Below are 24,654 nucleotides of genomic sequence, written 5' to 3'. Positions count from 1 at the left end.
CCTGCGGTTGCTTCTAGGTAACGTTGAATATGACCAAAGCAGTGAGTGCTCATCTTTTGCCGTCATTAAAGAATGCAATCATTGTAGGCTAGCGCAATTGTTCTTATAAGATAGATTTTTTGTATACTTTGTTCATATATACGAACAATAGTGAGCAGTTTATGTTAGGTTTTGATGAAATGGCTATCTTTGCCTCAGTGGTAGAAATGGGTAGTTTTACTGCCGCAGGTCAGAAGCTCAATATACCCAAGTCAACAGTCAGCCAAAAAGTAGCACAGTTAGAAGCAGCAGTAGGGGTCAGGCTACTTAATCGGTCTACCCGTAAAATACACTTAACTGGCGCTGGAGAGATATTTTTTAACTATTGTCAACAAATGGTACAACAAGCCAACCAAGGGCGACGCGCGATTACCAGCCTGCAAGAGCATCCTACAGGCAACTTACGCATTACTTGTCCTGAAGTATCGTCACATTCCCTAATGCCTCTATTATTTAATACTTTCCGTCAACGCTACTCACAAATTACGCTTGAGCTTTTTATCACTGATGAATATGTTGACTTAATAGATCAAGGGTTCGATTTTGCTTTTCGAGCAGGAAAGCTGGATGACTCTAATTTAATTAGCCGTCATTTAGGTAACATCAGTCGTGTATTAGTTGCCGCTCCAGATTACCTAAATCAATATGGTCGTCCCAAGTCCCCTGAGTTGTTGATTAATCATCGCTGCTTAAAACATCAGTCATTACCAATATGGCAGTTACAGAAAGGCAATAATAAAAGAATTCACAAACCGACATCAGAATGGATGAGCAACAGCATCTCATTTCTATTTAACTCTGCAATATTAGGCGATGGTATTGCCTTATTACCCTCTTATATTTGCATTGATAAAATTAATAACAACCAACTGGAAGTGGTGTTACCTGACTGGGAAATCCCTGACAACCATTATTATTTGCTTTACCCTAGTCGTACTCATTTGCCAAAAGCACAACGCACTTTTATTGATTTTATTTTGGAATATAATCTAGAAAAATACATCAATATTAAATTCCAGCCTATTTGATACTCGCTAACGCACCAGAAAACCATTCATATTATTAGATAGCTATTAGCTTTTCGACAAGCCACCAGCATGCCTTCAAAGCTTTATAAGTAATATTTAACTAAAGTCTTAATTTCTACTATGGCTTAAGGTTTGTAAGTACCTGGCAAACTTCTATCACTCAATTTATGCAAACTAAATCACACTAACTTCTCTATCAGTGCGTTGACAAACAGTCACTGATAATTGGTTCACGTTACAAAAAGATCACTATCCGTACAATCCCGATCACTTTATCAACATAAAAAAAACAACATAAACCGGCGCTATCTAAGCCCTATTCAAAGCAACACGACCGTTAAGAGAAATAAGTTAGCTTGCTGAGAACCACTCAGCAGCTTGAAGTTTTTATTGTTTGACGAGGACCTAAACGGTTATGAAGAAGTCTTCCTTAATTTCAGCCATTAATTTATATACAGTATTTGCACTAAATTTAGTTGCAATGGAGGTAGCTGCTGCTGGTAACGCGAAGTATCAACAGCTTAACGTTGGTCACTCTGGTCAGTGCTTAACAGTAAAGCAACTACCTGTAAGAAATGGCAGTGCTGTTACGCTAGCCGAGTGTGAAAACTTAACATCACAGTTATGGCACCAAGACCTTCGTGGCCGAATTCGCCCTCAAGTAGCAACAAACTTTTGTTTAGAAGCTGGTCGCTACCCTCAAAATGGTAGTGAAACCTTTGTATGGCAGTGCCACCAAGGCACCCACCAAAAATGGTCAGCTGTAAGCGGGGTTTACCAAAATAAGGCAAATCCTCGTATGGTCCTTGATGCATCAGGCTCAGAGCCAGGTAAAGTCATCACCTATACTTACCACGGCGGTTCTAATCAACGCTGGCAGTCAATAGTTTCTACAACTGAGCCAACCGGTTCTACGGGTGGCAACCAAACAATTGAGCAGTCCAGCCAAGTCTCTATCTATAAGCACTGCGGATTTAATGGCTATCAAGTTAACCTAGCGCCAGGCCGTTATACGCTTAGCCAGTTGCGTAGGTTAGGTATGCGAAATGATGATATTTCGTCAATTAAAGTACCTAAAGGCATGTCAGCAGAATTATATGAACATGATAACTTTAAAGGCCGTCGTTGGAATTTTACTGGTAAAAACCGTTGTTTCGTTGCTAATGGCCTGAATGATATTGTTTCATCCCTCATTATTACAACAGATCAAACGAATAAGCCTACCGTACCAACCGTTGATACCACCGCGCTAAAAAATAAAGTTAAACAAGCTAAAAAAGTGATTAAGCAAGCTAACACTGGTGTTGCAAATGGTCAGTTTTATCCAAATGATGTAGCCACTTTAACAAGTATATTAAATTCAGCAGAAAGCCTGTTAAATAAAACCAAGCTTACTCAAACTACAGTAGATGAAGCTGTAAGCAGTTTAAATGAAGCATCAAAACTTTTATCAACACAACAAATTTCTCACCTAGCTGACCTAGCCACACTTTATAAAAATATTGATAAAATTGAGTATGCCGGTTCTGGGATCAGCCAGTTAAGTGCTTATAATTTTAATGGTTTTTTAGTCCATGCAAAAAGTCCTGATCAAGGAAAAGGAACCATTGCTGCTGGCCGTTATGGTGAAGGCCGAATGATGGTGTTTGGCCGTGAATTGCATAGTTATCTGAGCAGTTTAAAAAATTCGTCAACGAATGCTGATATGACACAATTCGTACGGAACTCACTACATTGGTTAACGGAGCGCAATCAAAATAATTATGCTAAGGTTGTTGCTTCCAGCAATGAGAAATTAAATGTACTAGTTCAATGGTGGTATGGTGATTTTGATGAAAATTTTCAAATAAACTCTCATCGAATTAATAATATTATCAGTAACAAAGTGCTATTTAATCCAGCTGTATATCCAGTTGCTATTGTTAACCCAAGAATTGAAGACCCGAAGGAAGCAGAAATTCTTGCAAACTATGTTAAGCAAGGTGGTAGCCTAATGATGGGGCACCAAGTATGGAACTGGGATATCAACTTTAAAGCCGCTGAAGGTCAAGACTTAATTGCAAAAGCCGGAATTATATGGAAAGGCACTTGGCATTGGACAGACTCCATCAGCAGTAAGCCAGATTTTCAACAACTGCTTGAAGCAAACTTAAGCAACCGCTTTAAATGGTTTAAAGCCATTGAAGAAGGAAAAGAACCCCTGCCCTATAGCAAGCAACAATCAAAAGAAGCAGAAACTTTTGATAAAACCGTTATCAGCGCAGCTAGCGCACTAGCTAACTTGCCAAACAGCGCAATGAATAACCTTGGTCTATCGGAAGACAGCCAAACTAAAGCGATTAAATATAAGCTCTATAACATAAACAGTAAGCCATATACAAAAATAATGGCCTACCTTGATTCAGCTACAAAAAGCTTAAAACCAAATCAAAAACCTGCTAATGGTTATGAGCAACTAGGAACTGTTCAAGCTGATGCAGCTAAAGTGACTGAAACCATTAATTTTGACTTTAATCAGCAACACAGTAGCTGGGTAAAAACCAGTGTAACCAACCCTTATTGGTTAAGTACTGGGTTATATGCCAAAGCCGGCGATAATATTGTTATCACAGTGAATTCTCCATCTGATAGCCATATAAAAGCTGGTCAACCAAGCCAGATCGAAGTTCGCGTCAATGGCCATACGGATAATATTGCTACGACTAAAAACAAAGATAGTTGGCCACGTCCGCCACAAGTCAGTTTCACTCAAAAATTGAACGTTGGTAAAAATGTTATCAATAATCCTTATGGTGGACTGATTTACTTCACAACTGAGTCTAAACACTATCGCAATGCTCAGGCACAGCTAATAGTCCAAGGTGCAGTTAAAGCCCCTTATTTTAAACTAGGGAAACATAGCAATAGCGACTGGAACAGTACAATTAAGCATTATCCAGCACCATGGGGTGAAATCCATAGTGGTAATATGATCGTGCTTTTACCTAAAGACCAGCTACAAGAGATTTCTGATGTAGAAACGTATGCGAAAACTTGGCAGCAAATTACCAATAACACCTATAAATTAATGGGCTTAACAACAGACGGTGCTATTCCACACCGTACTCCAAGCTTACCTAACCGTTATCATGTTGATTTAACTATTAGTGCTGGCTGGATGCATTCGGGTTATCCCATCATGGCTTACCTGCCCGCTAAATTACAGAAGTTAGATAACGTAAAAAGCTGGGGACCTTATCATGAAGTTGGTCATAACTATCAACAGCGTGACTGGATGCTACCAGGTACAGTTGAAGTTACTAATAATTTATTTTCTCTCTATCAACAAGAGCAATTTGGTCAAGCTAACCGAATTGCACAGACGTATAAAAAAGTAGCGGGTCTGTTAGAGGAAGGCCAAGGTTGGGATGATATTACCGGACCGTTTGAGCGTTTAGTATTTTACCATCAATTGACACTTGCTTATGGATGGGATTTTTACACTCAGCTATATACCAAAACCCGTGAATATTATCATCAGCGTGGTTATGCTAAAGCAAAAAACCAGTCTGCAGCTGATTACTTGCTAATAACAGGCTCAGCCATAGCGAAAGAAGACTTACGTGGTTTCTTTGAAAAGTGGAAAATTGAAGTCTCTGAAAATGCTAAACAACAAGTAGCACACATGGAACTACCCAAGCCGAAAAAGCCTTTATGGCAATACGGCATTTAATTAAAAATGCCCCTCATATAAAGTCAAAGCCCTGTATTTACAGGGCTTTTTTTATTCTAGCGACGAGTATAAATCAAAATAAATTCGTGAAGTACATACTGAAAAGCCTGCTAATTAGCAGGCAATAATAAATGCAGTAGATTAGAAAGTACGCTAGACATACATACCAGAGCCTGTTGATCCATATTTGAAAGGTTGCCATTCAAGCGAATGGCAACAGGCTCTGTTAAGCGTAAAGCTTATTGCGTAATTACTTATTTTTTCTTCTTTTTGAGTAAGCCAGCGCCCGCTAAGCCTAAACCCATTAGTAAAATTGAAGCAGGTGCAGGAACAGGTACAGGAGGCTTAGGTGTTGGAACATAAGTTACTTTAGAGTGAAGGTCTACGCCAGGTAAACTTCTTGTCCAGTTATGAATGGTATTATTATTACCAAATAAATAAAGCGCATTTTGACCAGCTCTACCATATTGATGCCTTCCAACAGTATGGCTATAGCCATTATTGTAAGTAATCCTACCAGTTGAAGCGATCAACCAATCAACATTGTTGGTATGCTTAAAAACCCTAACGTTGTGGTATTGAATCGTATAACCTAAGTTGTTATGACGCCCACTAATAGTTGCAGTATTACCACCATCCCACTTAAAGGTTTGAGCACCTTGACGGTTAGCATTAATGTTATAATCCCCACTTAAAATAGCAGCTAAACCGCTTTGTGATGCAAGTAAAGCTGTTACAGCAGCAGCGATTGTTAATGCTTTTTTACTTTTTTGAAAAATTGTTTTGCTCATTATATGACCTTCCATATATAGGTTTTATTGCACTTCCTAATCATGGATGCCTTTAGAGCAAGACCAATGCCAACAATTATAACCCGTTATTTTATATAGGCTTTTTTATAAAACAAGCATAAAAGAGTACTTTTATACCCATTAACCAATACGACTTTTAAATAGCTGTAAAATTTAGAGTAACCCAACATTTTTTAAACATTGATTAAACTTATATACTGATAACTAAGTGTTCAAATCACATTCAATAGAGTGGAGTTTTGTACAAGCCATCACATAAAAGCTGTAAATTTTTTGAATATATTACTTGTGATATAAAATAAAGGTAGCCCTGATAATGATTAACCCCATATTTTCAGTGTTACCTCTATCACAAAAAGAGTAAACGTGACTTAGTTTACTCTTTTTATGTTATTTATTTGGCTATTTAATATATTTGTTGAATCCGCCGTTGATAGTTAAGTAGGGGTATAGGTCTTCATCATACCCTTCATTTTGTTCATCAAGGGTTTCTATTTTGATGGGGTTAACACCAGTCCAACGCTTCAACATCTGATCAGCATGTTTGCGATCTTGTGAATTTAAGGTTGTAATATTAGCCCCATGATTACCGTTGGCTACCATAAATTTATAAGTGCTTCGGTAGGTTGAGTCAGGTAAGAAAAATGCTGCCGCTGTCCAAGGATCAATTTCACCATAAATCAACATAACATGGCGGCTGTTAAAAGCCACCCATTGAGCAACATCCCACATCGCATGCCAATCAAAAGGCTCTGGCCACTCAGACACATACACTCGATAATCATTAGGGTCATACAACAGTAAGTCTTTTAAATGACGGGTTAATAATTTAGGATAACCAAATTGGGAAATAGCCTGATAAAAATAGGGTTCAAATGTTTTAATGCCAACATCAGTCATAAATGACAGTGGTCCCCACTCTTTCATAAATTCAAATAATGCCTCATCAGTGGCCTGAGCATCTGGAATGTCATGACAATTGTCAAAGGAACCATATTGGTAAAACTGAAAATATAATTCTGCCACAGTGTAATCTAATACCTGATCTAAACCACCAGGTACACTGAACTGCCAGTTCTGCTCTTTGGCATAATCACTGATTAATGCTTTCATCGATTCACGGCGTTCCAATAAATGCCGCTGATAGCGCTTTAGCGCCTGCCGACAACTGCGCTCCCCCACTCGATTTTGAAAGGTCACATAACGATGATCCAGCCGACCAAAGCTGAGCGGTGCAACGTTTGCTACTGTGCCATCTACATCATTAGGGTAAAAACGACGATGATACAACGCTGTCATGCCCCCTTTACTGCTGCCTCGAGATACCCACTTCCCCTGATAGAAAGGGCGAATGGCTGCCACAATACGATGGTGGTCAGCTGCAGCCTGTCTGATCGTTAAATGTTGCCAATCCAACGGCTCTGGCCTCGACTCAGCAAAATAACGGTGTTCCACTTTTAATTGGTTGGCACCTAAAATCCGTGTCAGATTATAACGGTAGGTACTCACTGATGAATAATAGCCATTTGTCGCTAATACAGTGGGCGCAGCTGAAGAGCGATGGAGCAATATCATTCGCTGTTTAAAACTTCCCTCCCAGGGCCGCAAATGATTAATGGGCTGTTCATAGTTAAGCAAAAAATAACGATACCCCTCAGGCGGGTCTGTTAGTTCTTCCGCTTCCATTCCTTGCAGTGATTGTAAATAAGCCAGTATATCCTGGCTGTCTGCTTGAGAGGTGCTAATAAAAAGCAAGCTGGAAAATAACACAGCTAATAATGTACTTATGCTGATGTCCATCCTTGACATTATTATTCCTTATTTAAAAAGTTAATTATTATTTTTATCCATAACAACAGGACATATTATTTTAAAGCATAAGCATACCTCATCTTACTCTTTAGGGCACCTCTAATAATTGTTTGCTGTTTATTAGTACTTACAAAGTATTTTCGTCCAATAATAATTAGTTATTTTATCACTGCTATTCGGTAATATAAAAACCCTTACCTACAAATTTTAGAAACTTGTTCTACAATCTATTATCTAACAGGGTAATAAGTCATCAAGGTAGCAAATGACTTAAGGGGGAAGTTCAACACCAACAAATGTTGGTTTGACAATACCCTGGTTAGCAATTCAGCAAGATGCAGAGTAGTAGCGATGTGGATTAAAATTGCTTCTTTAATGCTGACTCCCCTTACCTTGCTGGTGGCAATCACCGCATCAGCGAATGGCGCGTATTACGGTCAACGTTTTTGTCAATATGACCATGTAAAATGTGTGCTTACTAAAAAAGGGGATAGTTGGTACAGCTTATTTCCTGAAACGGAAAAACGAGATATTATTCGCCGCCTTAATCGGATGAATACGCCATTGCGACCAGGCGTCACTATTGCGATTCCCCATGATATTGACTCAATGCAATTAATGGATGTTTCTCCTTTCCAATACCGTATAGAAGCACCCCAACAAAAACTATTATTGGTTAATTTAGATCGGCTCGCCTGGGGGGCTTATAGCCCTGATGGCAATTTAATTCGCTGGGGGCCTCTCTCTGGTGGTAAATCCTGGTGTCCAGATGTAAAACGTCCCTGCCGTACGGCTGCCGGTAATTTTTCTATCATTCGAAAAAAAGGCGCTGGCTGTGTTTCCTCTAAATACCCGCTACCTAGAGGAGGCGCCGCCATGCCCTATTGTATGTTTTTCTTCCGCGGCTTCGCCTTACACGGGTCTGATACCGTACCCGGCTACCATGCCAGTCATGGCTGCGTCCGGCTCTTCCACGAAGATGCTAAATGGCTTAACGAAGACTTCATCGAGTTACCAGGCAATGGGTTAAAAGGCACTAAAGTGATTGTGATGCGTACTTAGAAACCCTCGATAATGAACTTAAACTTTTTATTAATCATCATTATTTATCACCAAGCTGCGGCATGGCTCTCTCAATTATCGCAACGGCATTAATAGATGCTGGTAGCGTACCGTATTGGTAATGTGGCTCTGCCAGTCGGCCAGCAATAAATGCATCAGCAATGATGGATTCACCCTCATTAATTAAAATACTGGCCTGTAAGGCTAATGCCAGTTTTTCTACAAATTGGCGTGCTTGCCATTGAGCATCATCTACACTGATTTGAGGTAACTTAACGGCCATTTGTTTTAATTGCTGAATGACATTATCCAAGTATTTATCACTGCCTTTACTAACCATTATTTCCTGAAAAAAGACTTCAAGTGTCGTTGACTGCTTATGAATGGCTCTCAACACATCCAAACACTGAATATTACCAGAGCCTTCCCAGATAGCATTAATCGGTGCTTCTCGATACAAACGGGGTAATATATTATCTTCTACCACGGCGACTCCCCCGATGGTTTCCATTGACTCATAACTATGCTGAACAACGCGTTTACATACCCAATATTTACCCACCGCTGTGGCCAGTCGAACAAACGACTGGTGATGTTCTTGCCCCTGTTGATCAAGAGAAAAAGCCACCCGCATGCCTAAGGCAATTGCTGCTTCCGATTCAATGGCCAGATCAGCCAGAACATTTTGCATTAATGGCTGTTGCTGAAGGGAGCGACCAAATGCCTGTCGTCCGGCGGTATGGTGCAAGACTTGAGCAACGGCCTGTCTCATTAATGCCGCTGAGCCAATAATGCAGTCGAACCGGGTTAATGCCACCATTTCAATAATAGTCGGTACCCCCTGTCCTTCTTCACCTACCAACCAGGCCAAGGCACCACGGAATTCTACCTCTGAGGAAGCATTAGACACATTACCCATTTTATTTTTCAAACGTTGGATAAAAATTTGATTTTTACAACCATCGGGACGCCACCTTGGCATTAAAAAACAAGACAAACCACCTTTCGCTTGAGCTAATACTACAAAAGCGTCACACATTGGGGCTGAACAAAACCATTTATGACCCACCAGTTCATAAGCCAACCCAGAGTTTTGCTTTTTAATTGGGGTTGCAATTGTCGTATTTGCCCGCACATCAGAACCACCTTGTTTTTCTGTCATCGCCATCCCAATGGTTACTCCTGCTTTTTGAAAAAAAGGCTTATTATCAGGCTCATACTGCCTTGAAAATATTTTAGGTAACCAAACGTTAGCCAGCTCAGGCTGCTGCCGAATCGTTGGTACGGCGGCAAATGTCATAGTAAGAGGGCAACCTGTGCCAGGGTCTGCTTGGGCATGTAAATAACCCAAAGCCGCCCTGACCACATTTGCTCCTTCACTGGGCTGCTGCCAAGGCAATTGGTGATAACCGCTTTCGATGGCGGTCTCCATCAATTGGTGATAAGCCGGATGATAGTCCACTTGATCAATACGGTGTCCAAACCGGTCATGGCTGTTAAACTCAGGTTTATATTTATTAGCTAAAAAACCCGCTTGCAATAATTCATGTCCAACGGCTTTACCATAAGCCAGACAACGGCTATGCCCCCAACCACCAGCAAATACCTGCATCCAGTGTTGTAGCGTTAAATCACTGCTAAATGCATTGTAGTTTTCTAATGGGGTCGGCTGATTGAATACTTGGTGAGTTTCTGCCCATTGACTAGGACAGGCTTGATCCGTCATTTGAGACATCCGCAGGTTATCCTTTACCAAACAGGTCTTTTAATTCATATATTCCAACATAAATATCACGAATAGATTTCAATTTAAAACGAATATTGCTTTTTTTACTTTTCTTTAATTTGATTCGATCATGTAGGTTTCACACTATTTTAGTAATGGGCTTATTCAAAACGATTCTACATACAGCCAGATTTCTGCTTGGTAGTTCACACTTTTTCTGGCAATAATAATCGCGAGACATTCATGCCAAGCACAGATTAAATCAATTTATACTACTTGTATAACTCAGTGCCTGGAAAATGACTTTTAAAATAGGGCGCGGCTAATGGCAACTCAAACTAAACTTATTTTTGGCGGTGTTGGCGTAGTATTACTGGGTGCAGCCCTTACCGTTGCTTTTAACTACTGGCAACAGCCCACCACCGCCCCACACACCAATCAACCCAAGCCCACACCGTCTCACCAACAACCTTCACCTTCACTGCCTCAAACCGATGAAAAGCTTCCAGAACAACTAAACGAGCAGCAGTGGCTCGCCCAACTAAAATCAGATGACATACTAGATGACCAACTGTTACAAGAAACAGCGGCAGAATTTCAACTGGATGCCTCGCCTGCAGATTTATCATCAGCCTGGGTAGCCAACTTTACCGCTGATGCCGAATCAATATCCTTAGATGAACGAATTACCGAGAAGCAATCTGTACAAGTTGATAAAGAGCAACTGGATAACAAACAAGCTGGCGACAAGCTGTCATTTGACTTACCAGGAGGTTACCAGGTAGCGGCCACTATTAGTCAAGTGACCCACAGCCAAACAGGTGCTACGGTGCTTTCTGGTCATCTGGATGGCCATGGCGACCGCTACCCCGTGGTTGTAACATCAGGCACCAATAGCAGTTTTGCAACGATCACCACCCCCCAAGGCAGCTATTCACTCGAAGCCGTCGGTGGAAAAGGCATTGTTTATAAAAATATTCCTGTTGAACAGTTAAATGGACCTGGTAGTGTGGATAATATTAAACCTGGTGAATTAGCTGTCCGCCACTTGGAAGGATAATTAATTATTTCAGGTTTTTATCAGTCATTGCTTTTTTGATTAATTTAAAAAATATAGGAGGCTTAATCACCAATAACGGGTAATTGCAAAAATACTGCGTGGGTTTAACAACCTTCGTCTTTAACGGATGCGAACTGGATACAAGGAGGTTTGTTATGTAAAGACTGAAGATGAGACTCAATCATGCCAAATAAACTTTTTCTCTCTACTCTGGCAACATTGCAAGCAGGGCTACTCACTTTTGCAAGTCATGCGACAGCAAATCAAACGGAAATTGATGTATTAGTTTTATATACACCTGGTGCTGCCAGTTTATATGGTGGCAGTCCTAATGCTCGAATTGACCACCTAATGGCCGTGACCAACCAGGTTTATCAAGATAGCGGCTTAAATCTCAAACTACGGGCAGTTCATACCCACCAAGTTAATTATCCTGACACGGGTAATGCCGGTACAGCTTTAAGAGATCTGACCAACAAATCTGACCCCGCTTTTAATCAGGTTGATCAGTTACGGGAAAAGTATGGGGCCGATATGGTCATGCTTTATCGACCCTACCACTCAAGCCATGCCAGCTGTGGTGTTGCTTGGATTGGTGGCTATAACTCTAATGGTAACTTATCCAACAGTTACTATAAAAACTACATGTATAGCCATATCGCTATTTCTACCTGCGGGGAATACGTCACATCCCATGAGCTTGGCCATAATATGGGGCTGCTTCACTCCCGCAAACAAAACGGTAGTGGTGGAACCTACCCATTCGCCTTAGGCCATGGGGAGCAAGGTAAATTTGTAACTATTATGGCCTACCAATCGGCCTACAATGTCAATTACTGGACAGGTAAGGTTTATAAATTCTCCAGTCCAAAACTCCAATGCCAAGGTAGTCCTTGTGGTGTTGATCGGCATGATACTTATTGGGGAGCAGATGCCGCTTATACGCTAGGGGTAACTACACCACAAATTGCCAACTATTTCCCCACCAAAGTTGAAAATAATAATCCTCTACTAGAGGAGCTAAAAAAAGCCAAAGCGAAGTTAGATGAAGTCAATCAGCAAATTAAAGAAAATAAAACCAAATTAAGATCATTACGTCAGCAGCTTCGGCAAGCTCGCTATGCTTTATGGCAACGGTGGCGTGAATTCCGTCAAGCCTGGTGGAGTCGCCAGAATATCTGGGGAGCTTGGCGTACCCTCATCGATGCTTACAAACAGCGCTATACCATTCGTAAAGAATACTATGCGGCTGTACAAGAGTTAAGAAGCCTTTATAAAGAAAAACGGGTTGCCTGGCAGCATTACCAAAAAATTAAACAACAAATGAAGTAGTTGCTCGACGTCACTATTCGAAGTCACTATTCAAAGCCCCTTTTAGGGGCTTTTTATCTTCTATTTCCAAAAATACCGGTACGTGACTTTTGATTAAATTTCACTATGCTAGTGAAGCATCAAGCAAATAATCTATATGTATAGTCTATGTGGCAAGCCAAACTACGTATAATTTCTGGCCTTACGTTATTCGCCTTTGTGTTAACCCACTTACTCAATCATGCTGCCGGTATCATTAGTTTCCAAACTCAAAACCAGTGGCAACAGTGGTTACTTGGTCCATGGCAAACAGATATTGGAAAAGTTATTTTACTGTCAGCATTCGTCATTCATGCCCTCAATGCGGTTTACAGCATTTACCAACACAACAGTTTGAAGCTTGCTAAATGGCAACTGGCTCAACTGATCACTGGATTAGCCATACCATTCCTATTAATTGAGCATATCGCCGGTACATTTGTTGCCGAAGAATTGTTACGTGTTAATCATGAATATATGTCGGTGCTTGCTATTTTCTGGCATGTCGATACAACCAAAGCAGTGACTCAAGTCATCACGCTGTTAGTCGTTTGGACTCACGGCTGTTTAGGAGTTCACTACTGGCTAAGAGTTCATGCTAGCTATCGAAAATACCAGACATCATTGCTGGGCATAGCAGTGTTAATTCCTACCCTAGCGTTGGCTGGATTTATTTCAGCAGGCCAGCAATTACTCAGGGATTTTTCAGAAGAGATACTGTTAATGCACCTTGCCGAGGCCAATATTACGGCTGACACCACTGCTACGATCAGCAGCTGGGTATCTCAAGGTCGATGGTTACTCGCCGCTATTATCCTTTTCCCCTTTGTATTGCGATGGCTGAAACGGTGGCTTCAGCAGCAAGCTACCGCTACTATCACCCTGGCAAATGGTCAGCACATTCCATTGAATCGAGAGGTTACCCTGTTAGACAACTTGCGTCAGTACAACATTAGCCATGCAGCCGTTTGTGGCGGTCGAGCTCGCTGTACCACCTGTCGCGTTCGGGTTCTGGAAGGTATTGACTATATCCCCCCCCCTTCACCACTTGAACAACAGGCATTAACTAAAATTAAGGCGCCTCGAGATGTCCGCCTGGCCTGCCAAAGTCGCCCCAAAGGCGCCATCACTATTCAACCCTTATTAGCTCCCAAAGCCTCCCCCGAAGAAAGCTTGAAACCAGGGGGATTGGAAGGTCAGGAACAGGAAGTCGCCATTTTATTTTTAGACTTGCGTGAGTCCACCCGCCTGGCAGAGCAGCGCTTGCCCTATGATGTGCTGTTTATTCTTAACCAGTTCTTTTCAGAAATGACTGAAGCCCTCACCCAGACACAAGGCCATTATGCTCAATTTGCGGGTGATGGGCTGATGGCATTGTACGGCATTCATGGTGACAACCCTCAGCGGGCATGTCGGCAGGCCTTAAAAGGTGCTAAAACCATGTTAGAAAAGCTCGACCGGCTTAATCGGCGGGTGGCATCAGAACTAGATAAACCACTACAAATTGGCATTGGCCTGCATTTTGGTCGAGCCATTGTTGGCAGTATGGGTCCACCCACTGCCGAAATGGTGAGTGCAATTGGTGATGACGTAAATGTCGCCGCTCGCCTGGAAGGCTTATCTAAACAATATCAGGCACCCGTGATTATATCAGCAGCCCTGGCCCAGCAAGCCGGTATCAAGCCACCCGTAACCGCTTTACACCAAGCCAGCCTTAAAGGGCGACAAGATCTGGTATCCTGCTATGCACTCACTAAAGAGGATTTGTAATTTATACCAGCCTATCACTCTGCTGTTTCGTGCCACAGTCTCATCACACTGTCCACTTTGTCTGACATGGTTTGCTCTTTGTCAGTACGAGTACCTACTTTCAAGGTAGTGGTAATTCGTGGTGCTCCCATTTCATGGACTTTTTGATGACAAGCCTTGATGGCCGTAAACACATCGTCCCAGTCACCCTCAATGAGCGTACCATAAGCATGAAGTTCCCAACTCACGGCTGCCTGATCCAGGATGGGCTTACACGCCGCTATATATTTGGCTAAAGAAACACCGACTCCTAAAGGAATCAAGCAAAAATCAACTGATACTTGCATAGTGCCAAACTCCGCTGTTGCGCTAATTACAGCTTAACCAAATCCCGATAACAGTCCAGACCAGATAACAATCCATAACTATCCAGCCCAGATAGCTATCCTGCTTCACGGGACTATCTCTATTTGACTCATGAGTGACCGTTAATTTCCAAACAAAGTGTGATTGCGGTAGTCGACAAGGTTTCAGGGATCTGTAACGATCCGCCTCAACAACATGGAAATAAGGCGAGTTAAATATGTTTTTAAAAAAGCTGGTTTTGTGCTTATTATGCGTTTCTCCCCTCGTCACTGCTCAAAATATCCCCCTCACTCCTTTTGAAAGCAGTAAAGATTACCAATTACCTTCTGCGACACAAGTCGCACAATACTTACAACAGTTGGCTGATAGCTCTCCCACTGCTCGCTTAAAACAGCTAGGGATTTCAGCAGGCAAGCGCCCCGTTTATGCGCTACTGGTTTCTAATGATCCTGCCTTTTTAACCAAGAGTGAGAGCAAAGCAGAAAAGCTTACGGTAATGCTAGTTGGCTCTCAACACGGCAATGAGCCTTCTGGTGCAGAGGCCTTGCAAATTCTGGCAAAAGAGCTCATTGCCGGTAACCACCCTGCGTTATTAAAGCAATTAAACCTGGTCATTGTCGCCTTGGCTAACCCCGATGGGCGTGACCTCAGGTCTCGCTACAATGCGGCCAGAACCAACCCTAATGTAGACTACATTGCCGCCTCAGCTGATGAAACTCAAATGTATATTGATGCATTAAATCAATATCAACCACATGTAGTGTATGATGTTCATGAATCTGGGGTATTTAAGCGCATTCTAACGAAAGAACAAGGTTATATGACCGATGTGCAAGCCCAGTTTGAGGTAGGCAATAATCCCAACATTTACCCACCACTTCGCCAATATGCAGAAAAACAATTTCTCCCGCAGTTAATCAATAATGTGAACCAAGCAGGTTTAACCGCCGCTCGTTACCGTGGAGAAATTACCCGGTTACAACAGTCAGTGGCCCGTGGAGGAATTGGCATTTCTAATTTTAGAAATTATGCTGCTATGCGAGGTACGTTATCGGTGTTGGTTGAAAACCGCTTAGACAGCAAGCAAGGCCAATACCCCACACCACGCAACATCAAGCAACGGGTTGAAAAACAGCAATTAAGTGCCATTAATTTCTTAAAACTTGTAGCAAAGGATAAAGATCAAATCCTTAAACTCACCGAACAAGCGAGAAACCAACATAAAATAGCCAGCCAAGTCGCAGGCAATGTATATTTAGATATTGCCTTTACCAATAATGATCAACAAAAACAAATTAAAGTACCCTTAACAGAAGTCAAAACCGGTAAACAAGTATTTAAAACCTTTAATAACCATGACTCGATTGCTGCTCAGCTACCGATCACTCCACCTTCTGCCTATGTCATAACAGCTGAAACCCAAAAAATTGCCACACTCTTGAAAGCCCATCATATACAGTACCAAGTGGTTGATAAGCCTGCCATTGCTCAAGTCGAGCGTTGGCGCATACAGTCTGTGAACATAGATGAAATTCATAAGCCTGGTGTTCGTGACTGGTTGGATGTAAAACTTGAACAAAATACCACCAATCTTCGGTTAAAGTCAGGCGATCTTATCATTCCTACCAATCAACTAATGGGGCGATTTGTCACTTTATTATTTGATCCACGATCATCTACCTCTATCTACCAGGAACAAGCATACCGTGGACTATTAATTAAATATCCTTACTTATTTGTTGCTCCAATAACAACAAAACAAACAGCCATTGCGACCAGAGGGTAAATATACAACTAAAAAAGCCACAATAAATTGTGGCTTCTCTTTCGACAACAAACTTAACCCACTAAATGACATCAAGTCCGCCTTATACGCAAAATATAATTAGTGCTTGACCGAAAAATCATAACTGATTGATAAATAAGATAATTCATCATAAATCCGTCATCGAAGATTGCTATATTAAGTCCTCATAAAAATGAATCGGCCTAGGTTTTTAGTTAAAACCAGCCAAACTTCGCGGAGAATACGATATGAGGCAAGTCCAAAACCCACAACTTCAATTCGGCCAAACAGATATTACCGAGATCAAGTTTGACCCGAAGTCTAGAGATGATGTGCCTCAATTGTTAAAGGGATTACAGTACATTTATATTACACCCGAAGTTAGAGAGCAGGTATTCACTATTTTAGAGGAGTCTATAGTGGGTAAAACGAATCCAAGACTTGGAAGGCCAGGCATGGAACTTTGGAAAATACTGGTGATGGGGGTTTTGCGCATCAACTTAAATTGTGACTATGATCGTTTGCATGAATTAGTGAATCAGCATCGAACTATTCGAGCGATGTTAGGGCATGGTGTCAATTGGGAAGATCTGACAGAATATCACTTGCAGACCATAAAAGATAACGTCTCTCTTTTGACCCCAGAAATTCTGGACAAAATTAACACAGTTGTCGTCGAGACAGGGCATAAACTGTTAAAAAAAAACGAAGAAGCAAGCCTTGAAGGGCGTTGTGACTCATTTGTGGTAGAAACAGCTGTTCATTATCCCACTGATATCAGTTTATTATGGGATGCAATGAGAAAAGTGATTAATCAACTAGCTGATATGGGCGAAAACTACCATTTAAGTGATTGGCGACAACATAGGCACAATCTGAAGTCACTTAAAAAATGCTTTAATCAGGCAAGGCAAAGCAACCAATCAAAAGCAAAAAATGCCGATGACAAGAAACGTGAGACACATATCAACTATCTGAATAAAGCGCAATGGTTTATTGATAAAGCTGAACTCACATTGGATAAGCTTAAAGCCATAGCAGCCCCGATTTGGTTATTACGAAATATTGCCAACAATCTTTCTCATGCTAAACGGCAGGTGTCGCAAATTCACAGGCGAGTAGTCGAAGATGAAAAAGTCCCAGCTGATGAAAAAGTTTACTCAATATTTCAACCTCACACTGAGTGGGTGAGCAAAGGGAAAGCAGGGGTACCAGTGGAATTAGGTATTAAAGTGTGTGTTATGGAATGTCAGCATGGCTTTATTCTTCACCATCGTGTGATGGAAAAAGAGCAAGATGTTGATGTTGCCATCGTCATGATCAGAGCAACCAAAGCTAAATTCCCTGAGCTCAACCAGTGCAGTTTTGATAAAGGGTTTCATTCACCTGAGAATCAGTTGAAGTTGGCCGAAGAATTAAATCGGGTAGTGCTGCCTAAAAAAGGACGTTTATCAAAAAAGGAAACAGAACGTGAAAACGATGAGGCTTTCAAAAAAGCAAGAAAGCAGCACTCAGCGGTTGAGTCTGCTATTAATGCGCTTGAAGTACATGGCCTTGACCGATGTCCAGATAGCGGTATTAATGGCTTCAGGCGTTACGTTTCATTTGCTGTATTAGCACGAAATATCCAAAAGTTAGGTGCCTTATTGTATAAACAAGAAAAAGAGGAGCAATACCGTCAAGCCAAAAGAATACGTAAAAAAGCAGCTTAATAGTCCTTAACTGAGATTTAAAATAATTTTCCAGTGAGCCTTTGCCTAACTGGCTAGGTTTGGCTGTCTGTGAAAAGACGATTCTAAAGAAGCTTGATCAAAAAACAACCTTATTTTATATACCCAAGTCAAAAACAGTCATAAATGAGTAATATTAACTTATAAGACCAAAATAGTTGCCCCTTCAACTGGCAAACTAGACTACTTTTCTGTCAGGCACTAATTAATCAATAGCAGACAGAAGTGAATCACTTCTACCCACCTTTACTTTATATACCCTTCACGCATGATTTTTAGGGTGTGTTGTCATCGCTCTTGAACAACTGCCTCTAAAAACCATTCGTATGGCTTACATCTGATTCATATGGGTTACATCTGATAGTATTTAACGCGAACATAGAACAAAAAACAACCTAATATTGAGTGTACTTTATTACAACAATTGCTATTCCTTTTGTTTGGTAATTGAAAGCTCTCTTTAAATATTCCTTACTAACCAGAGTCATGAAAAAAACCTAGGCTAGCAATTTACTGAGAATAACTGTAGTATTTTAAATAAAAATTATTTATTAAAATAAATTTTGAGAGTTATTACTTATTAACCTCAAGCACTAAAAATAACTTATTTATTTTTGGGTTGAATATTTTCAGCTCAGCATAGTCAACACGAATGTTTTTTAGGAAGTAGAAATGAAGACAACGCTCCCTATAAATCACTCGTGAAGAGTATATTAAGGATTAACAGTGAAAAAATACGCTTTACTCTTTACCGCAGGTTTTGTCAGCGCAACAACCTGTGCAAACCCTATTGTTCAGCAGAATAACCCTGCACAGCAAACCAGCCCCATTCAACAAGGCACCTTCTCTGATGCCAGACTGTTTCTAGCAGAAACCCAAACCAAACTCGAAAAAATAAACCGCCTAAATAGTAAAGCTGCCTGGGTGTATAACAATTTTATTACAGATGATTCAGCCGAAATTGCCGCACACTTTAATGAACTATCAACAGCCGCTTATGTAAAAGCCGCCACTGACGCAGCTCAATATAATGATTACCCGCTGGATCCAGCCACTCGTCGCAAACTCGATTTATTACGGATGAGCTTAACCCTACCCGCCCCACAAAATGAACAGGAAAATACTGAGCTAGCCACTATTCAAACAAAGCTAGAAGGGATGTACGGCAAGGGAAAATATTGCACAAGCGAAGACAAATGCCTTGACCTGACAGCAATGAGTAAAATCATGGCCACGTCAAGAGACGCCGATGAATTACTTGATATCTGGCAAGGTTGGCGTCAAGTGTCCCCACCCATGCGTCCACTTTATGAACGAGAAGTAGAGCTGGCCAACAAAGGTGCCCAGGAATTAGGCTTTGCTAATTTAAGCCAAATGTGGCGTTCAAAATATGATATGCCAGCAGAAGATTTTCCCAAAGAACTGGATCGTCTTTGGGGACAGGTAAAACCCCTTTATGACTCTTTGCAATGCCATGTCAAAGCCAAGCTGGGCGAGCATTATGGAGAAAAAGTTGTTCCTCAAGATAAACCTATACCGGCTCATTTACTAGGCAATATGTGGGCTCAAACCTGGGGTAATATTTATGACCTGGTTAAACCAGAAGGGCCTGACAATAGTATCGACCTGACGAAGCAGCTTGAGATACATAATTATGATGAGCTGAAAATGGTCAAAACAGCCGAAAACTTTTTTTCATCCTTAGGTTTTGCTCCATTACCAGAGACATTTTATCAGCGCTCTTTATTTATAAAGCCTGTCGATCATAATGTCGTCTGTCATGCCTCCGCATGGGACTTGGATGATAAAGACGACATTCGTATTAAAATGTGTATCCAAAAAACTGGAGAAGACTTTTCCACCATTCATCATGAGTTAGGGCATAATTACTACCAGCGCGCTTATAAAGATCAACCCCTGTTATTTAGAGGCAGCGCTAACGATGGTTTCCATGAAGCCGTTGGTGACACCATTGCCCTGTCAATCACCCCCCAATATTTAAAACAAATTGGCTTAATTGATAAAATTCCTGACCCAACCAACGACTTGGGTATGCTAATGCGCCAGGCACTGGATAAGATTGCTTTCTTACCCTTTGGCTTACTGGTTGACCAATGGCGCTGGAAGGTATTTGCTGGCGACGTCGCCCCTGAGGATTACAACAAACTGTGGTGGGAGTTACGGGAAAAATACCAGGGTGTTCGGGCACCAATAGCAAGGGATGTTAATGCCTTTGATCCAGGTGCCAAATATCATATTCCAGGCAATGTGCCTTACACCCGTTATTTCCTAGCCTTTATTCAACAGTTCCAATTCCATAAAGCACTATGTGAAATAGCAGATAACAAAGGCCCTATTCATCGTTGCTCAATTTATGGCAGCAAGGCAGCAGGAAAGCGTCTTAAAGAAACGCTGGCAATGGGCCTGAGCCGCCCCTGGCAAGAAGCAATGGAAAAAATGACTGGCCAGCAGGAAATGGATGCCTCAGCAATCTTAGATTATTTTGCGCCATTGAAAGTTTGGCTTGATCAGCAGAATAAAGACCGCAACTGTGGCTGACCATAACCCGGTTTTTGAGTCCCAATAAAGGACTCAAAAACATTTAGATAAAGTTAGTCATAAACTTTGTGCCAAATCGACAGATTTTTGTCAAAAACCCACTCTAGTCTATTGACATAGTGACGTTATCTGTTTGTCATGTACCACTTATTTATCATACCTAACAGCAAAGAAATTGCAGTCACTCAGCAGTGATTAACCAGAAGGAAGGAGCCTTCATGTTTTATACTTTTACTCACAAACCTGTTTTAGCAACTTTTCATGCTATCCATAAACAGTTACTCATATTACCCCTGTTTCTACTACTATTGATGTGTTTTGTAGGTAACGCTGTTGGGGATGAAGCAAATCCACCAGGTAAAGGCTACACCAATCGAATTATTGTTAAGTTTCATGCCAGCAAAAATACACTAATAGTGGAGGACTACTTTTTACAGTGGAGTTATCAACAAGGGTTTCCTTTAACTTATGTGAAAACATTAGGTACAGGTGCCAATGTATACCGGCTTAATGAATACAAATCAGCCGCTGATTTAGAGCAGATTATTGACTTAGTATTAACCCATTACTATATCGAGTATGCCGAGCCTGATTGGATCATGACCCCCGTTTATAGCGAGCCTGATACCACTTCACAACAGCTCAAACTCAATCAGCAATGGCATTTAAACCAACAACTCAATCAATCTACGACGATTGCCCTGCTTGCTCAAGGCTACCCACAGCAGACTTCACCTGACTTATTGGCAGGCCTACAAATTAGTCATCAGCAGGAAGGTGGCTACTGTCGTACCACTCGCTATCATCACAATATTGTTGCTACAGCACTTACCAGCTTGCTGCTCAACCAAACTGATAGTAGCCGTTCTATTAATTTACTACCGATTAAGTTAGGCAATACCTGTCAAATATTAGCCTCTGAGCTGGTAGAAGGCATTATCTGGGCATCGGGTGTTTCCCTACCGGGTTACCCTAAAAACCAGCATCCTGCCCAAGCCATTGTATTACCGATTGCACTACAAGGAAGGTGTTCACGACAACTCCAGTGGGCCATTGATATTGCCAACAGCAATGGCAGTGTTGTGATTTCAGCCCAACCTAAACATCACTCAGCCAAGCCTAGCCGACTATTAACCGACTGTCGTGGCCTAGTGCCTATTGAGTTATTTACTTATTAATGAGCTGTTGGGTATCTGAGCTTTTAGATACCCAACATCTGTCGTTAAGGTATCGCCTTTTAGATCGGCTAACCCCGCATATTTCATTATTAACTGTCTGCTTAGTTCATCCTGCTGCTCATTATCATAGGCATTAGCAATACCTAAAATAACTGTTGGTTCCATCCCAATCCCATATAAGAACATTGCTGCTGGAGACTCTTTTAAGACGGTCAGTTGTTGCTCATCAATCGCCTTTAACTGTTGTTTAAATTGCTTTAACTGCAACTTAGTTAATGGCTCACCAGGATTGACTGCAGCAGCATATTGCTTTAGCAAAGCGACTGTTGCTGATGCTACAGTACTTTTAACACTATGAGCCAACTCCTGTTTTAATTGAAACAATAATTGCTCAGCGGCCAGGTGAGGAAACCGCTTTAGTAATGCATGGGTTAACTGGACTTGCTGATCTTTGGTTAAATTTACAGTGTTTTTTGCTGGTTTTTTATTGAGTAATTGACTCACCTTCAATTGGGTTTTATCACTGGCAATATTAACTAAAGCTTCAGCCAAACTACCAATATTACGTTGTTTTACCCACTGCCTTCCCTGGTGATACGCCACAGCCCCTAATGCAGTCGTCGCAGCTACTGCAGCCGCTGCGGCCCCTGCCACTGTTGCAGAAGCCACCCCAACACCCACCGTCCCCGCTGTCGCCAGTGCAGCTACTCCAACGCCAGTTGATGTAGCATAAGCCGCTGCCGAAACCGTTTCTTTAGCCAAATCGACTGCTTTAGGCATTACCTTACGCTGTTTTGCCATCCCATAGGCAAAGTCTTCAATCGCCTCAGTCGGGTTAAACCCATTGCGTTGACTGGCTTGTAACTGTGAGCTGGCTACAGCATCATCCAACTGTCTAGCGTTTGTTTGCTGCTGATGTAAATTAATACCTGCTTTTACCGCTTTTGCGGTTGATAAACCTAATGCCACACTGGATGAAGCAACTGACGCGCTAGCCAATGCCGAGGCTGCTGATGCAGTAACGCTGGCACCCGTTGCAGATGCGACTGTTGTATCCACAATACGCGTGCCATTGACTGCTGTATTAGTTAAATAACGTAACGCACCAAACAGAGCATCGCTGCTATCAACCACCAAACCATAAAACCCGGCTTTTCCCAGTTTCCCCTTGTTCAGGTCTAGCAGACCAGCAACCAATTGAGGAAATGAGTTTTGCTGTCTACCCACAGGCTGTTGTAAAAATTGTGCGATCTTATCTTTAGCCGCTAGTTGTGCTTGTTGATTAGACTGCAACTGCCTTATCTTACTTAAGACTTCCTGGGTTTTTATCACCGAGCTTGTCACTCCGGCCACCGCTTCAGTTAGCCCAAGGGCATTAGGGGCTAAGCTCGCAGCTAATGGTAACTGACTTGCCTCCCCTGCAGCAGCCATTTGATCAAGCTGGGTACTGGTATTGTGTGCCCGTTGTAAGCCCCCTCCTAGCTTGGCTTTTTCTTTAAGTAAATCTGCTTTTTTCACGCTGGGTTTTGCCTGCCTCAACTCCTGAGCCAGGTTATTTTGCAGAATTTTATGGCGAAATTTTACTGGCCGAAATAATTGGCCAATGCGTGACTGTTGTTTTTCCTGAATATTAGCCTTAAAGCGCTCTCCCACTTGAGCAGCATTATTGATTAGCCCTTTAGCTGTTCCACGTTTTGCTGGAGATACACTTAAACTCTGTTGATGTAAGGTCAGCAACAATTTAATTTCTGATAGGGCGGGATGATCGTCAACCCGCCCATTGAAGGCTGCTGTATCATCAATAGTTAAAGGAATAGCAAACTCAGCCAGCTGTTTTTGCATTAAAGCGATACGATGACTGCCATACTGCTGTTGAAAGCCTTCTACTCCAACCGTTAGCAATTGTGCTAATTGGTTTTTGAGTTGAATTAATGTGCCTAGCGTTGTTTGCTGAACAACAGGCAGGGATATGGCTGCTTCTTTGTTATACTTCCCTGTCAATGGCGCTAGTGCATGGCGTGCCTTTTTTGACATCATGGTGGAAGTCATGCTAACCCAATCAAGCAATTCCTGACTTGCGTGCGGTTGACTATAACGCACCTGACGCCAACCCTGCTTCACATCATTCAACTGAGCCGCTGCATTGGCTAATTTTTCAGTAGTCTGTTCTTGGTTAGCTAATGTCGATAAGCCATGCTCAGCCTGTATTATAATTTGATCAACCAAGTCTCTTACTACATAATCTGGGCGTCGGTTCTGCCATTGGCTAATAATATCCTGCAACTGCCCAATAAAGGCTGATGTTCGATCAGCAGTTAACGGTTGTTGTCCATTGTCCATGGCTAGCGATTGCTCGTAACAGCTGACAGCCTGGGCCAACAGTTTACTTGGAGGCCAAGGCTGGGTTTGCTGAGCAACCAATGTCTCCTTAGCTGACTCCGGCGCAGATTTTATTGGTGTTAGCGGTTGCCCTGTATTGACATTAATTGGAGTTATTTTACTAGTATGAATGGTTTGGTTTACTGCTGCTGCAGGCAGGGGGATAGCTTGTTGACTCAAACGCGATTTAGCCAATCCTGGCACTGCCACCAATAATCCTAGTTTTACTGTGGAAGCAGGCTGTTGAAAAAAACCATTCAACACCTGTCGTGATACGTTTGTTAACTGGTTAATCAACATCATACT

General features: G+C 41.7%; 15 protein-coding genes. 10 read left to right on the top strand and 5 right to left on the bottom strand.

The window, feature by feature from the left end; genetic code table 11:
- The first annotated feature begins 161 nt into the window (after window positions 1–161).
- Window positions 162–1,067 carry a LysR family transcriptional regulator gene (locus OQE68_RS24470; RefSeq protein WP_266195813.1) on the top strand — a complete coding sequence of 302 codons (906 nt, stop codon included), beginning with the start codon at window positions 162–164 and terminating at the stop codon, window positions 1,065–1,067.
- Window positions 1,068–1,482: 415 nt separating this feature from the next.
- Window positions 1,483–4,779: a M60 family metallopeptidase gene (locus OQE68_RS24465; protein WP_180566964.1), complete on the top strand. Its 3,297-nt coding sequence runs from the start codon at window positions 1,483–1,485 to the stop codon at window positions 4,777–4,779.
- A 254-nt stretch (window positions 4,780–5,033) separates the two neighbouring features.
- Here OQE68_RS24465 and OQE68_RS24460 read toward each other — a convergent pair whose 3' ends face one another.
- Together OQE68_RS24460 and OQE68_RS24455 are read right to left on the bottom strand one after the other, a co-directional pair.
- The gene (locus tag OQE68_RS24460) at window positions 5,034–5,570 is read right to left on the bottom strand and encodes a PEP-CTERM sorting domain-containing protein (protein ID WP_180566963.1); all 537 of its coding nucleotides are present in this window, start codon (window positions 5,568–5,570) and stop codon (window positions 5,034–5,036) included.
- Window positions 5,571–5,993: 423 nt separating this feature from the next.
- Window positions 5,994–7,400, bottom strand: coding sequence for a S28 family serine protease (locus OQE68_RS24455; protein WP_255490762.1), 1,407 nt, complete (start codon window positions 7,398–7,400; stop codon window positions 5,994–5,996).
- Between the two features lie 354 nt (window positions 7,401–7,754).
- On the opposite strand from OQE68_RS24455, the gene OQE68_RS24450 reads away from it, so the two are divergent.
- Window positions 7,755–8,465, top strand: coding sequence for a L,D-transpeptidase (locus tag OQE68_RS24450; RefSeq protein ID WP_180566962.1), 711 nt, complete (start codon window positions 7,755–7,757; stop codon window positions 8,463–8,465).
- A gap of 40 nt (window positions 8,466–8,505) precedes the next feature.
- Here OQE68_RS24450 and OQE68_RS24445 read toward each other — a convergent pair whose 3' ends face one another.
- Window positions 8,506–10,200 (bottom strand): acyl-CoA dehydrogenase family protein, encoded by a 1,695-nt coding sequence (locus OQE68_RS24445; protein ID WP_180566961.1) that lies wholly within the window; start codon window positions 10,198–10,200, stop codon window positions 8,506–8,508.
- A gap of 316 nt (window positions 10,201–10,516) precedes the next feature.
- Here OQE68_RS24445 and OQE68_RS24440 point away from each other — a divergent pair, with 316 nt between their 5' ends.
- The 3 genes from OQE68_RS24440 (at window position 10,517) to OQE68_RS24430 (ending at window position 14,371) form a co-directional block, all read left to right on the top strand.
- Complete coding sequence (locus OQE68_RS24440) at window positions 10,517–11,251, top strand: protease inhibitor BamI-like protein (protein WP_180566960.1); 735 nt, start codon at window positions 10,517–10,519, stop codon at window positions 11,249–11,251.
- 183 nt (window positions 11,252–11,434) lie between these two features.
- A complete protein-coding gene (locus tag OQE68_RS24435; protein WP_180566959.1) occupies window positions 11,435–12,583 on the top strand; it encodes a zinc-dependent metalloprotease in 1,149 nt (382 codons plus the stop codon).
- A gap of 147 nt (window positions 12,584–12,730) precedes the next feature.
- Entirely contained in the window at window positions 12,731–14,371 is a 1,641-nt protein-coding gene (locus OQE68_RS24430; protein WP_180566958.1) for an adenylate/guanylate cyclase domain-containing protein, read from the top strand.
- Between the two features lie 14 nt (window positions 14,372–14,385).
- Here the strand turns inward: OQE68_RS24430 and OQE68_RS24425 are convergent, their stop codons facing one another.
- Window positions 14,386–14,697, bottom strand: coding sequence for an MTH1187 family thiamine-binding protein (locus OQE68_RS24425; RefSeq protein WP_180566957.1), 312 nt, complete (start codon window positions 14,695–14,697; stop codon window positions 14,386–14,388).
- A gap of 236 nt (window positions 14,698–14,933) precedes the next feature.
- Between OQE68_RS24425 and OQE68_RS24420 the strand changes: the two genes are divergently transcribed.
- The 4 genes from OQE68_RS24420 (at window position 14,934) to OQE68_RS24405 (ending at window position 21,969) form a co-directional block, all read left to right on the top strand.
- Window positions 14,934–16,502, top strand: a complete 1,569-nt coding sequence (locus OQE68_RS24420) for a M14 family zinc carboxypeptidase (protein ID WP_180566956.1) — start codon at window positions 14,934–14,936, stop codon at window positions 16,500–16,502.
- Between the two features lie 248 nt (window positions 16,503–16,750).
- Window positions 16,751–18,214, top strand: a complete 1,464-nt coding sequence (locus OQE68_RS24415) for an ISNCY family transposase (protein WP_266195432.1) — start codon at window positions 16,751–16,753, stop codon at window positions 18,212–18,214.
- A 744-nt stretch (window positions 18,215–18,958) separates the two neighbouring features.
- Complete coding sequence (locus tag OQE68_RS24410) at window positions 18,959–20,791, top strand: M2 family metallopeptidase (RefSeq protein WP_266195812.1); 1,833 nt, start codon at window positions 18,959–18,961, stop codon at window positions 20,789–20,791.
- 218 nt (window positions 20,792–21,009) lie between these two features.
- On the top strand, window positions 21,010–21,969 hold the full coding sequence (locus tag OQE68_RS24405) for a S8/S53 family peptidase (RefSeq protein WP_180570195.1): 960 nt from the start codon (window positions 21,010–21,012) through the stop codon (window positions 21,967–21,969).
- Here OQE68_RS24405 and OQE68_RS24400 read toward each other — a convergent pair.
- Window positions 21,955–24,651: a hypothetical protein gene (locus tag OQE68_RS24400; protein ID WP_180570194.1), complete on the bottom strand. Its 2,697-nt coding sequence runs from the start codon at window positions 24,649–24,651 to the stop codon at window positions 21,955–21,957. The two genes, OQE68_RS24405 and OQE68_RS24400, sit on opposite strands and share 15 nt — an antisense overlap.
- Window positions 24,652–24,654: the final 3 nt, after the last annotated feature.

The sequence above is a fragment of the Spartinivicinus marinus genome (assembly GCF_026309355.1).
Classification (GTDB): domain Bacteria; phylum Pseudomonadota; class Gammaproteobacteria; order Pseudomonadales; family Zooshikellaceae; genus Spartinivicinus; species Spartinivicinus marinus.
Note: the sequence above shows the minus strand (reverse complement) of the source record. Positions and strands in the feature narration are given on the sequence as shown.